The organism is Winkia sp. C0117E2, assembly GCF_056590455.1.
In genome coordinates this window covers 100,266-112,804 of record NZ_JBWPWD010000005.1, presented here as the reverse complement: position 1 = coordinate 112,804, position 12,539 = coordinate 100,266, and the positions used below count along the sequence as shown (strand labels likewise).

General features: G+C 58.5%; 13 protein-coding genes. 5 read left to right on the top strand and 8 right to left on the bottom strand.

The features are described from left to right. Positions 1–94 precede the first annotated feature (94 nt). From AC1EKG_RS07835 to AC1EKG_RS07810, 6 genes are all read right to left on the bottom strand, one after another. The gene (locus tag AC1EKG_RS07835; RefSeq protein WP_239181471.1) at positions 95–862 is read right to left on the bottom strand and encodes a class II glutamine amidotransferase; all 768 of its coding nucleotides are present in this window, start codon (positions 860–862) and stop codon (positions 95–97) included. A gap of 89 nt (positions 863–951) precedes the next feature. Next, positions 952–1,761: an amino acid ABC transporter permease gene (locus AC1EKG_RS07830; protein ID WP_239181472.1), complete on the bottom strand. Its 810-nt coding sequence runs from the start codon at positions 1,759–1,761 to the stop codon at positions 952–954. Continuing rightward, positions 1,758–2,468 carry an amino acid ABC transporter permease gene (locus AC1EKG_RS07825; RefSeq protein ID WP_239181473.1) on the bottom strand — a complete coding sequence of 237 codons (711 nt, stop codon included), beginning with the start codon at positions 2,466–2,468 and terminating at the stop codon, positions 1,758–1,760. The genes AC1EKG_RS07830 and AC1EKG_RS07825 overlap by 4 nt, the downstream gene beginning before the upstream one ends. A 3-nt stretch (positions 2,469–2,471) precedes the next feature. Continuing rightward, positions 2,472–3,479, bottom strand: a complete 1,008-nt coding sequence (locus tag AC1EKG_RS07820; protein WP_481067804.1) for a glutamate ABC transporter substrate-binding protein — start codon at positions 3,477–3,479, stop codon at positions 2,472–2,474. Between the two features lie 38 nt (positions 3,480–3,517). Further along, entirely contained in the window at positions 3,518–4,273 is a 756-nt protein-coding gene (locus AC1EKG_RS07815) for an amino acid ABC transporter ATP-binding protein (protein WP_239181475.1), read from the bottom strand. Between the two features lie 292 nt (positions 4,274–4,565). Beyond that, complete coding sequence (locus AC1EKG_RS07810; protein WP_239181476.1) at positions 4,566–4,832, bottom strand: hypothetical protein; 267 nt, start codon at positions 4,830–4,832, stop codon at positions 4,566–4,568. Between the two features lie 599 nt (positions 4,833–5,431). On the opposite strand from AC1EKG_RS07810, the gene AC1EKG_RS07805 reads away from it, so the two are divergent. From AC1EKG_RS07805 to AC1EKG_RS07790, 4 genes are all read left to right on the top strand, one after another. After that, the gene (locus AC1EKG_RS07805; RefSeq protein WP_239181477.1) at positions 5,432–5,713 is read left to right on the top strand and encodes a hypothetical protein; all 282 of its coding nucleotides are present in this window, start codon (positions 5,432–5,434) and stop codon (positions 5,711–5,713) included. Positions 5,714–5,765: 52 nt separating this feature from the next. Next, positions 5,766–8,108 (top strand): glycoside hydrolase family 31 protein, encoded by a 2,343-nt coding sequence (locus AC1EKG_RS07800; RefSeq protein WP_239181478.1) that lies wholly within the window; start codon positions 5,766–5,768, stop codon positions 8,106–8,108. 176 nt (positions 8,109–8,284) lie between these two features. Next, a complete protein-coding gene (locus AC1EKG_RS07795) occupies positions 8,285–9,844 on the top strand; it encodes a sodium-dependent transporter (RefSeq protein WP_048708153.1) in 1,560 nt (519 codons plus the stop codon). After that, positions 9,841–10,002, top strand: coding sequence for a methionine/alanine import family NSS transporter small subunit (locus AC1EKG_RS07790; RefSeq protein WP_143484509.1), 162 nt, complete (start codon positions 9,841–9,843; stop codon positions 10,000–10,002). The genes AC1EKG_RS07795 and AC1EKG_RS07790 overlap by 4 nt, the downstream gene beginning before the upstream one ends. On the opposite strand, the gene AC1EKG_RS07785 is transcribed toward AC1EKG_RS07790, so the two are convergent. Beyond that, positions 10,003–10,305, bottom strand: coding sequence for a hypothetical protein (locus AC1EKG_RS07785; protein WP_048708150.1), 303 nt, complete (start codon positions 10,303–10,305; stop codon positions 10,003–10,005). Positions 10,306–10,467: 162 nt separating this feature from the next. On the opposite strand from AC1EKG_RS07785, the gene AC1EKG_RS07780 reads away from it, so the two are divergent. Next, positions 10,468–10,683 carry a hypothetical protein gene (locus AC1EKG_RS07780; RefSeq protein ID WP_048708147.1) on the top strand — a complete coding sequence of 72 codons (216 nt, stop codon included), beginning with the start codon at positions 10,468–10,470 and terminating at the stop codon, positions 10,681–10,683. On the opposite strand, the gene AC1EKG_RS07775 is transcribed toward AC1EKG_RS07780, so the two are convergent. Then, entirely contained in the window at positions 10,684–12,522 is a 1,839-nt protein-coding gene (locus AC1EKG_RS07775) for a helicase HerA-like domain-containing protein (RefSeq protein WP_048708145.1), read from the bottom strand. It abuts the gene before it with no gap. Between the last annotated feature and the right edge of the window lie 17 nt (positions 12,523–12,539).

The following is a 12,539-nucleotide window of genomic DNA, read 5'->3' as shown; positions in this document are numbered from 1 at the left end:
TCGCAAGCGCGTGTTGGCCAAGGCCATCATGGCGAGGGCGAAGCCCCTTTTTCGTTGTCAGTCCGACTTAGCTGCCGGCTCTACGCGTCGGAGCCTACGCCCCGACACCTGCGCGCACCTGCTGGTTAGCCGCAGTGCGGGCGTGGGGTGCCGTCGAGGCTTCCCCTAATGTGGGGGTGACGTCTATGGCGTAGCCGTTGCCGGCCCTAGCGAATAGCATCTGCCCGTTGCGCATCCACCGCTGCTCGCCGGGGCGTCCCAAAGAGAAGTCTTGCGAGCCCGCAACAAACCCGTGCCCGGCCTCGCCACCGCGCACCTGGATCCGGTACCGGTCAGGCAAGTCCCGCAGGATCGCGGTGCCTTCCTTGTAAAGGTTGTACACGTACACGCCCTGGTCGGTCAGGACCATGGTGTTTAGTGCCAGCCAGCGATCGTCGGAGACTTCGATGGCCTTGTTAGCAGCCGCCGCGATTGCCTGGGGTAGATCCATCTTCTGGGCGAAGTAGCGGATGGCGCAGAAGTAGGCTTCGGAGTCGCAAATCCCTTTGGGAAGTGGACCTCCAACCGAGGCCAGCCACTTGCGTAGACGGTCGGGGTGCTTAAATACCCCGTTGTGGCAAAATGCCATGCCATCGGCAATAAAGGGATGGCTGGATTCGAAACCTTGGCCCATTCCGGTGGAAGCTTGCCGCAGGTGCAGCATCACGTTTTTGCCGGGCATTCGGCTAACGCGGGCGAATTCGTTACACATGAATGCCGGCTCCAGGCAGCGTCGAACCGCGAACTTTCCAGGCGCACTGTCCATGGTGGCTTGGCCCCAGCCGTGGCAGTCTTCGTGGGAAAGATCGACGAGTTCAGCCAAACCATTGCCCAGTATGTCAGCCGGGGACTTTGCCCGCGGACCGACCTATACCAGCATGCGGCACATGTTTCGTCCTTCCACGATAGTTGTTACTTTCGGCGCTCGCGCCACCGGTCGGCGACGCGCGTTAAGACAATGTTAATCGCGATATAAATTAAGGCAATTAAGAAATACGTTTGTATGTAGCTGTTGGCTTGCGCTGAGAACAATTGCCCCTGGTGCATCAAGTCAAAATACGAGACGACGTAACCCAGGGTTGAGTCCTTTAACAGGGACACTAGTTGGGTAAGCAGGTTGGGGGCAACTAGCCGTAGGGCTTGCGGGATTATAACGAGGGCGCTTACCTGCCGGGGCAGTAGGCCTAGCGACAGCGCGGCCTCGCGTTGGCCTGCAGGCACGGCCCGGATTCCTGCCCGGAACACTTCGGCAGTGGTGGCTGAACAAGAGATGATCATGGGGATCACTAGCAGCCAGAAGGTGGAAAAGCGGATCCCGTAGCGCGGCAGTGCCAGCATGAACGCGTAGATCACTAGCAGCAGTGGCAGCGAGCGGAAGACTTCCACCCACGCTCCGCACACTTTCGAGAGGATTTTATTTTTTGCTTCGCGCCCTAGCGCTAACGCTAGCGCGATGGGAAACATGAAGAGGGCGGCAACGGCAGTTGCCAGCAGGGTTCCGCCTACGCCTTGGGCAAAGAATTTGAGGGTTTCGGGGCGGGTGAAAGGCAACCATTTTTCGGGCAGGAGCTGGTAGTTCCACCAGAGCTGGTAGAGGCCGCCTGCTGCTGCCGCAACTATTAGAACGATCGAAACGGCCGAGATGATCCAGATGCGGCGGCGCCCGCGAGGGCCGGGAGCGTCAAAGAGGACGCGGGTAGGATTTTGGGTTTTGGCGCTCATAGTCCCGCCTGTTCAACTTCAAAGCGGTCTACTGCGGCGGCGCCCTCGTTGGCCGTGTCTATGCGGTGGCGGGCGTCGACACGGCGTTGCAGATAACCGCCCAGAGCGCCGGCCCCAAGTGCGATTACTAGGTAGCAGATGCCGGAAACTAGGAATAGTAGTACGGCCTCGGCGTATTTGATGTTCAACTGCTGGGTGATGTTGGTCAGTTCTGGTACGCCTACGGCAGCTGCAAGTGAGGTGCCGATAAGCGCCCCAATGAAGACGTTTACTAGGGGCTGGATCATCGACGTGAAGGCCTGCGGCAAAATAATGTGGCGCAGCTGCTGGAACATGTTCAGACCCAGGGCGCGGGCGGCCTCGGATTGGCCAACTGAAACCGTGTTGATGCCTGAGCGGATGGTTTCACACACGAAGGCGGCCGAGGACATGACGATTGCGGCCAGGGCAGAACCGAAGAAGCCGATCTGCAAGCCTGCGTCGGGCAGCCCGAAGGCGGTCAAAATTAGCAGGGTAAGCAGTGGAATGTTTCGGAAAAATTCCACGTACACGGTGCCAAAACCGCGTAGCACGGGCACAGGGGAAACCCTAAAGATGGCAATGATGGTGCCCAGCACTAGCGCGCCCGCGTAGCCGAGCACGGCCAACACCAAAGTGCGGCCGAGCCCGGCTAGCAGCAGGCCAAAATTGTCGACGATCAGGTGCAACTGTTACTTCTTCTTTGCGGCCTCGCCGAAGTCGCCAATGGTGGGCGGCTTGGGGGCGTCGGCGGTGTTGAAGGGGCCGACTGTTGCGTCCCAGAGCTTCTGCCAGGTGCCGTCCTGTTCGATCTTCTTGAGGAAGCCGTTTACGAACTCAACAGCGTCTTGTTTGTTTTTGGGCAGGCCGATGCCGTACGGATCCTTGGTCAGCGGCTTGCCGACGACCTTGATGTTGCCATCGGCCTTGGCTACGGCCGACAGCAGCATGGCCTCGTCTTGTACGTAGGCGTCCACCTGGCCCTGCTTGACTGCGGTCACGCAGGCTTCGTTGTTGTCGAAGAGTGTCTGCTTGGCGTCGGGGATCTTGGATTCAACGAGTTTGAGGGCGGTGGATCCGGACTGGATAGCGATCTTTTTGCCCTTTAGGTCGTCAATGGATTTGATGTCGTTGTTGCTGTTCTTTACCAACACCGAAACCCCGGAGGAGTAGTAGGGGCCGGCGAAGTTGACCTTTTCGAGGCGCTCGGGGGTTACCGAGTAGGTTGCCACCACGGTGTCCACAGACCCGTCAATTAGGCGCGGTTCGCGGGTGTCGGGTGTCATCACGGTCATTGAGGAATGCTTTGCCACGTCGGCCTCGCTGCCGCCCAAGATGTAGTGGGCTAGTAGGTCGGCAATGCCGGCGTCGAAACCGGTTACCCGGTTGGTAGTGACGTCTGTAAGAGCGAAGATGGGGGAGGTGCCTACGCCACCGTAGTCGAGTTTGCCCTTCTGCTTGATGGCTTTGGCCCAGGGGCTCTTTTCGATTTCGGCGTCGGAGGCGACGGGGCCGGAGGCTATGAGCTTGTCGAAGTCAGCTACGGTTACGCGCTGGCCGGATGCTGATTTGCTTGAGGTCTTGTCGGAGCCAGAGCTGGCGTTGGGGGCGTGGCCTTTGTCGGGGCCTGAGCATGCTGCCAGTGCTGAAACGCTAATTGCGGCGGTAGCCGCAATGGCACCTAGTTTGCGAAGTTTCATGTTTACTCCTTGCAGTTCCCTGGTACCGGCGTGCGGTATCAGTGGTTCAGTATTTTGGACAGGAACGCCTTGGCGCGTTCTGTTTTTGGGGTTGTGAAGAATTCTTCGGGCGGGGCCTGTTCGACGATGTTTCCGTTGTCGATGAATGCGACCCTGTCGGCTACTTGGCGGGCGAATCCCATTTCGTGGGTGACGATTAGCATGGTCATGCCGCCTTTTGCTAGTTCGTCGATTACGTCCAGGACCTCGTTGATCATTTCTGGGTCGAGGGCGGATGTTGGTTCGTCGAACAACATCATTTTTGGGGACATAGCTAAGCAGCGCGCTATTGCAACTCGCTGCTGCTGCCCTCCTGAAAGTTGTGCAGGGAATGAGTCTGCCTTGTCGGCGAGCCCTACGCGCTGCAATAGCTGGTGAGCGCGTTTGCGGGCTTCGGCTGGTTTTTCGTGGCGCACTTTGATGGGTGCCAGCGTGATGTTGTCCAGCGCGGTTTTGTGTTCGAACAGGTTGAAGGATTGGAATACCATGCCAATTTCGGCGCGTAGGGCAGCTAGGTCTTTGCCTTCTTGGGGTAATGGTTTGCCGTCTATTTCGACGCTGCCGGAGCTGATAGTTTCCAGCCTGTTGATACACCTGCACAGCGTGGATTTGCCGGAGCCGGAGGCGCCTATTAGCGCTACGACTTCGCCGGGGTAAATGTCGAGGTCGACCCCGCGCAGAGCTTCGAAGTTTCCGAAGCTTTTGCGCACGTCCCGGATTCGCACGAGTGGCTGTGCCGATGTAGAGCTGTCCATATAAAGATGCAATCAAACTAGAGGTGTTTTTGTTCCAACCGCCCGCATTTTGAGTGCAAAGTCACCTTTGTTGGAAGTGCTGGTGGGAGCGCTTTTGCCGCAGGTGTTTCGACTTTGTAAACGCGTTAGGCCGTGGTCACAAGTCTATCCCCTGCATGCATGTTTTGCCGTCTTCAAAGATTTCGTAGCGTAGTTTTACCAAAGCTCGTCTGCTGCTTGTCGCACCCCGCTATTGCCTCTTCGAGCGAAGAGGGACGCGCCCGCCCGGAGTGCACGTCCTCAAGTTCAGTACTTATAGTGAGTCTATCTTTGGGGCCTGTCTTGGAAGAGAGTTCCAAATCTTTGCTAGCTCATCAGCCTTGGCTTGTACAGCCTTGTCATCATAAGGATCAACCGACATGACCTCATTCATAAGATCTATCGATTTTTTATCCCAATAATCAGCCTCGCGCTTAGTGGCAGCGTTCCTTCTCCAGTGGATGTAAGCCCCGCCAATAAAGTTCGCGATCTCTGTCGTAACGTCATAGATCATCGGGCTGATGTACTCTGACTCGCCCATTGCAGCCTCCTCAGCGTTCGCCCACACGCTTTCCGGTCCTGTAAACGATCGTTTACAGCACACCACAGGCAGGTGTCAGACCGCAGCGGTTTCTTCCACTACCTGGGCGCCTTGTCTAGCGGTTACGTCAGTTGGAACGTAGGCGAATATCCAGGTCGGTGTCGACATTATTCGAGCGATCAGTAAACGCATTTACTGGCCAGCTGGAAAATGGTTGTGTTGTTGAGACTAACGTGGCAACTGCTCGAATAATGGTTGATCGCCGCATTTCCTAGTGGTATTGGCACTACCCACCGGTGCGTATGTAACGGCTAGGAACGGTATGGGGCTGAGTCGCATGCATATAATTAATGGATACTAATTAGTTGCTCATATTCTTTAATAAGTTAGCGTATTTAAGAATTACTTAACAATACATTAATGTGTAACGTCTAGATAAAAAATAGGAACGGCAGTACCATATATAAAACTTGGACGGGAAAAACTCAATATACTTGCACTCCCAGGCGTACAGTATCTTCTTCCATAAAACCGGGAAAAATTAAAAAGGGGAAGCAGTGCGCTCGACTTTGTGTAGGCGGTAAATTTAGAGGAGAACAATGTCACAACATTTACTAAACAAAGTAGGAATCATTCTGTCAGTCATATTGTTGTTGATCGCAATTGGGACTTTCTGCGGTGCCGCCAACAACGTTTACCTGGTAGGGGTCACAGACGCGGCAGGGGCAGAAGCGGTGCACCACCTGCAACGCGGGATGGTTTTCCTGCTGTGGAGCTTCGGATCCTTCGCGCTCTGTACAATTTGCGCCTTTGGTGCGCTGGCTTTCCGCGGCCGGCCTGTCACTGTAGCTAGCCCAGCTCAGCGTATAAGTAACAACTAATTTTCCGGGCGGGCCGCTGGCGTTTCGGCACGTAATGCGAAAGCATTGGCCCATGAATCTATTCCCGCCAGCTCCTGCCCGCCCCGACGCCGTAGTCGAAGGGGACACCTACCGTTTCACGGTCCTAACCTCGCGCCTGGTCCGCATGGAGTACTCGCCCTCGGGAGTCTTCGCTGACCAGCCTTCTTTCATGGCTATCAACCGGGATTTCCCAGTCCCCGAATTCCGCGTAATCCGTTCCGGCGAGGGCATCGAAATCCTTACCGAAGCGTTCCACCTGCGCTACAGCGGCGGCCCGTTTACGCCCTCGTCCCTTTCTATTTCACTGCTGGGGCACACGGGGACGGGCTGGAACACGGTGTGGCACTACGGGGACGCGCAGCCGACTACTCAAGGTGACTTCCTGGCAAACCTGGGCGGTACAGCCCGCACCTTGGACGAGGCCGACGGGCCCGTAGAAATAGAGCCCGGCCTCATATCCCCACGCGGGTACGCGGTGATTGACGACAGTGATACCCCGATAGTGCAGGGCTGGCCCACCGCCCGCGAAGAGGGCGCAGCCGACCTGTACTACTTCGGCTACGGGCACGCCTACCAGGATGCGCTGAACGCCTTCTTCGCCCTGTCGGGCAAAACCCCGCTCATCCCCAGGTGGGCGCTGGGCAACTGGTGGTCGCGCTACCACCGCTACACGGATGCGGAATATTTGGCCCTCATGGACCGCTTCGCCGCCGAAAAACTCCCCTTCTCCGTGGCCGTACTAGACATGGACTGGCACCTGACCGAGCTCGAGCCCAAATACGGCAACGGGTGGACCGGTTACACCTTCAATAAAGAACTATTCCCCGACCCGGCCGGGTTCATGCGGGCCCTGCACGAGCGCAACCTGCGCGTCAGCCTCAACGAACACCCGGCGGATGGCGTGCGCGCTCACGAGGACGCCTACCCGGCATTCGCGGCCGCCCTCGGCGTTTCAGGCGGTGCCCCTATCCCCTTTGACGGCGCCTCCAAAGACTACCTGCGCGCGTACCTGGACCTGTTGCTGCACCCCTTAGAGGAGCAGGGAGTCGACTTTTGGTGGATGGACTGGCAGCAGGGCAAACACACTTCGATTGCCGGGCTTGACCCGCTGTGGATGCTGAACCATCTGACATTCACGGACAATGCCCGAACGCGAGCTGATGGGAAGCCGCGTCGCCCTCTAGCGTTTTCGCGTTATGCGGGGCCGGGCTCGCACCGTTACCCGGTGGGATTTTCGGGGGACACGGCGGTCAGCTGGGACTCGCTGGCATTCCAGCCCTACTTCACCGCCACCGCCGCCAACATTGGCTATTTCTTCTGGTCGCACGACATTGGTGGGCACATGTTCGGGGTCAAAGACAACGAACTAGAGACTCGGTGGGTACAGCTAGGGGTTTTCAGCCCCATATTGCGGCTGCATTCCACCAACGACCCGTTCAATTCAAAGGAGCCGTGGCGCTACGGCCAGGTCGGCGAACGCATCCAAGGGGACTACCTGCGCCTGCGCCACCGGTTGATCCCCTACCTGTACACGGCCGCCTGGCAGGCCCACCTGCATGGAGTGCCGCTGGCGCGCCCCCTCTACTACGAAGAGCCCGAAATAATGGACGCCTACCACAGCTCGGGTGCGTTCCTCTTCGGAGCCGACATGCTGATCGCCCCCATCACCGAGCCCGCAGACAGGCACACCCACCTTGCCAAGGCCAACACCTACCTTCCCGAGGGCGAATGGGTCGACTTCTTCCTGGGCACCCACTACAGCGGGGGAGGGCGACGCAATTTCTGGCGCACGCTGGAGCACGTGCCCGCCCTGGTGCATGCCGGCGCAATAATTCCCCTTTCCGAGCACCTGTTTGAGGGCGGCGTCCCCGTCGATCAGTCTCAGGCGCCCACCGAACTCACCCTGGCATTTGCGGTGCCGCGCACCGGCCAGGGAACCTACTGCTCCACCTACGTGGAAGATGCGCCGGGAAGTCAGGATTCGCCCTCGCCGGAGCCGGCCCAAGCGAAGTTGCGGGCCACCTGGAAGTGGGAAGGTAATAACTTCTGTCTTCACTTACAAGGCGAGGGCGACCGCCTCCCCAAGCGGGTGCGGCTGCAACTTCTTGGAGCCGATGCTGCGGGCGATGCCGAATCGCTGCTAGAGCTGGGTGAAGTGGACCTGGGAAGCCTAGATAGGCGCCTTGAGCTACCTCTTACTGAATTGGACTGGCAGGGCCGCGTGTTCGAATTAATCGACCAGGCCGAAATTTCCTACCCGCTCAAGTCCGATCTGGGACGGGCCGCTAATATGGGTGACGACTTGGCGTTAGAGGCGCTCGCGGGGCCATCCTCGCTGGTAGGGGCGCTGCGGGAGGTGCTGCGAAACCGCTAGAAGACGCCCCTGGGAGGCGGGGTCGCCCTCGATTTTCTGCACCCGCGTATTACGAGGGCGAAACCCTGCAACCAGAGACAACGCCGCAAAATGATCAAAATGCGGACAAGCTGTTCAGGAAATGGACGCTGGTCTTAGGCTGAGTTCACCCAATCTAACTCGAAAAGAAGGTAGACGTGGCTGAAACTAAGTCAAAATCTAATGCCCGCGGCGCATGGTCCGGGCAACTGGGTTTCATCCTAGCTGCAGTCGGGTCCGCAATCGGCCTCGGCAACATTTGGCGATTCCCAGGAGTAGCATACGAAAACGGCGGCGGAGCGTTCATCGTTCCCTACCTGTGCGCACTACTAGCCATCGGCCTACCTATCTTGCTACTTGACTACGCGATCGGCCACCGCTTCCACGGCACCCCGCCGCTAGCATTCCGCCGCATCAACAAAAAGGCCGAATTCATCGGCTGGTGGCACGTGGGTGTTTGCTTCGTCATCATGACCTACTACGCCGTAATCCTGGCCTGGTCCTTCCGCTACATCTTCTTCGCCGTCACCAACGCGTGGGGCGACGATCCGCAGAAGTTCTTCTTCACGAAGTTCCTGGAAACCTCCAGCCAGACCGCCGTCATCGGCTCCCCGGTCTGGGGCGTAATGATCCCGCTGGCACTCATGTGGGTGGCAGTGGTAGGCATCATCGCCCTCGGCGTGCAAAAGGGCGTCGAGCGCGCAAACAAGATCTTCATTCCGCTGCTGGTAGTGGTCTTCGCCGCCCTGGTAGTGCGCTCGTTGCTGCTGCCCGGAGCCATGGAAGGGCTAAACTCCTTCTTCACTCCCGACTGGTCTGCGATCGCCAAGCCGAAGGTGTGGATGGCCGCGTTCGCACAAATCTTCTTCTCCATGTCGGCGGGCTTCGGCATCATGCTGACCTACGCCTCCTACCTGCGCCGCAAATCGAACCTGACGGGCACCGCCCTTGTAGCGGGATTCGCGAACTCCTCGTTCGAAATCCTGGCCGGAATCGGCGTGTTCTCCGCCCTCGGTTTCATGGCTTACCAGCAGGGCATGCAGGTGTCTGACCTGGAAGGCCTGTCCGGCATTTCCCTGGCGTTCATCACCTTCCCGAAGATCATTTCAATGATGCCCGGCGGCGCCTTCTTCGGCATCCTGTTCTTCGTTTCTTTGACGTTGGCGGGCGTAACCTCGCTGCTGTCGCTGGTACAGGTTGTCTCTGGCGCTTTTGCCGACAAGTTCGGCTGGCCCGTAAAGCGCGCGGCAATCATGCTTGGCTCCGTAGCCGGCGTGATCTCGCTGTTGCTGTACGGCACCACCTCGGGCATGGGCGCCGTGGACACTGTGGACGCGTTCATCAACTCGGTCGGCGTCGTCTTCGCAACCATCCTCATGGCCGTTGCTGTGTCGTGGGTCTGGCCCAAGCTGAAGCCACTGCGCGACCACCTGAACGTGCTGTCTACCGTGCACGTGGGACGCTGGTGGACCTGGATGGTCAGCCTGTTCATCCCGCTCTTCCTAGGCATCATGCTGATGCTGTCCATAAAGGACTACCTGCTCGAAGGCTACGGGGAATACCCCACCTGGTACGTGGCCGCCTTCGGCTGGGGGTGCGTGGCACTGTGCGCAGTATTTGCCGTCGTGTTCCCGCTGGTGAAGTGGCGGGACGAAGAATCGCTCGAGGGCGAACACGACCTGAGTGACGTCGACTGGATTAAGGAGGCCCAGCAGTGACCGGAGCAGCAATCATCCTGATGTTGGTAACCATCCTTATCGTGTGGGGTGGACTAATCGGATCCGTAGTGGCATTGCACTACATGTCCACGCCATACGAAAGGGCGGAAAAGATAGTGGCTAATACGCCCTCGACGGGCATAAGTAAGCCTCAGTAGTTACTGCTGTGTGCTACTTCCTTCGGGCTCGCTTTGGACATCTGTTCCGGGGCGGGCCCGAAAGTCTGCTCGGGAGGCCCTCACTTCGCGGATGATGAGGCCGGCCATCAAGATGGCGATGCCGTTGTAGGAAGTGAAAAACATGATCGCGCAGTTCCATAGGCCCTGTACGAAGTAGTCGAGGGGGTCGGAGTAGGCGGTCATGTGCGATGACACGTAGGTGCCGAACATGTCTGTTAAGATCCATCCGATCAGGATTACCATCCCCAGTCGGATGAGCCACTTATCCAGGTTTTGTTGCACGCCTACCTCTTCTGTTAGCCAGTTATATGGCAAGTGTACAGGCGAAAAAACAAAATTGAATTGTTATAGTTCCCGTTCAGGGCCTAAACATTAGGAAAATATAATGTTTTTGGCTATTCCATGCGGCAAAGAGTGCGCTAGTCTTATGCGCGGAGGCCCCAATTGCAATTACTTCGCCGCATCGCACTGACCCTTTTAGCGGTCACTGTTGTCGCTCTAGCCGGCTACGTAATAACTGACGTGTTGGCTGATCCGGGTAGCTTTGCCTGTAAAGTGGGCGGGCTGGCCCGCCGCTGGGCCCAATTCACCGGTTTTGCCTCACTGGTGGCGTGCGGTTTTTGGATTATTGGGCTGGCAGCGCGCAGCCAGGAACACTAACTACTTGCGCCTGCGGGTGCCGAAAATCGACCTGGTGATTTCGCGGCCCAAAGTGCGTCCAGCCGAGCGCAGCACGTTCGTCAGCACCGATTCCATGTCTTTGCTGCGTTTGGCTCGGGCTTTTTCTGCTTCCTTTTGAGCCCGTTCAGCATCTTTTTGGGCCTGCTTGGCAGCTTTTTCGGCCTCCTTGTCAGCGGCCTCCTTTTGGGCTTTAGCTTCGGTTTCCGCCTGTGCCTTCTGGGCGCGCTCGGCTAGCTCTTCGGTGGCCGAATGCGGGTCCATTGCGGTCGCGTACTTTTGTGCCAGTGCAGAGGCCGCTAGTTCCTTCACCTTTTCTGGGCTGGCCTGCCCCATCACCGAGGCGGGCGCCCATACCGAAAATGGGGCTACCGGGGTGGGCCTGCCCTTCGGGTCGAGGACGGTCACGACGGCCTCGCCGGTACCCAGATTGGTCAGCACTTCTGCCAGGTCCAGGCTGGTTTCTGGGAAAGTCTTTACGGTCTGCTTGAGCGCCTTCTGGTCTTGTGGGGTGGCCGCCCTCAGCCCATGCTGGATGCGGGAGCCGAGCTGTGCTAGCACGTCCGCTGGAATATCGTTGGGAGACTGGGTGACGAAGACGACCGAGACGCCTTTCGACCGGATCAGCCGCACCGTGTGCACCACCTGGCGCACGAATTCTTTGGTGGCGTCGGTAAATAGCAGGTGAGCCTCATCGAAAACAAAGGTCAGGTGGGGTTTGTCGACGTCGCCCACTTCGGGCAAAGTTTGGAATAGTTGCGCTAGCAGCCACATGATGAGGGCGGAGATGAGCGCGGGCCGGGTGGACATGTCGCCGACCTCAAGCAAAGAAATGACGCCCCGTTCGCCCTGCTTGGCCAGCAGGTCGGCCGTGTCAAAGCTGGGCTCGCCAAAGAACTTGTCGCCACCTTGCGATTCCAACGCGCTGAGCGTGCGCAGGATGACCCCTGCCGTAGCGGGACCAACCCCGCCGATGGTGGCCAGTTCGGCCTTGCCCTCTTTAGAGGTTAGGAACGTGATGACCGAGCGGAGGTCGCCCAGGTCTACCAGGTCTAACCCGTTGGAGTCGGCCCAACTGAAGATGAGCTGTAAGGCTTGCTCCTGCGTCGTGTTCAGCTGCAATGCGCGGGCCAACAGGAGTGGCCCAAAGTCGGTGACACGAGTTCGCACCAAGGCGCCCGGAACGGGAGCTTCTGCGCCGGAAGGGGTAAGTAGTTGGACGGGGAAAGCGTCGCCCTTCCACTCTTGTCCGTTGGCGCTGGTGCGCTGCGTTAGCTTGTCTGAGGCCTGCCCCGCCTCGGCCAGGCCGGTAAGATCGCCCTTCACATCTACCAATACGGCGGGGCAGCCGGCGCTAGAGAGCCCTTCGGCCAGCAGCTGCAACGTGCGTGTCTTGCCCGTGCCCGTAGCGCCCGCAACAAGCAGGTGACGGTTCATGATCGAAAGCGGCAGTTTGGCGGTTACGCCGGGGGTGGGGGTGTCGCCCTCAAGAAGAGTGCCCAGAGTAATGGTCTGTAGGTCATCCGTAAACGAGTAGCCGGCCTTGATGGTCTGTGCCAGCTCCGAAGATTCTTGGGTGGCTTCCGCTGGCGCCTCAGGCTGATCCGATTCGGGCTGTTCAGGCGCTGGCGTCTGGGACTGATCCGAATCTTCCTTGGGTGCCGGAGAAGTGCTTGCTTGGGCGGCGGCTGCGCGGGCTTCGGCGGCCTCAGCTTTGAGGCGAGCTGCTTCGGCTTTTGCCTCTGCGGCTTCTGCGCGGGCGGCGGCTAGTTGGGCTTGTAGTTCCTCGGGGCTTTCATTTGCACTCACACTGGAAAGCATAGTGGATAAAACGCTGT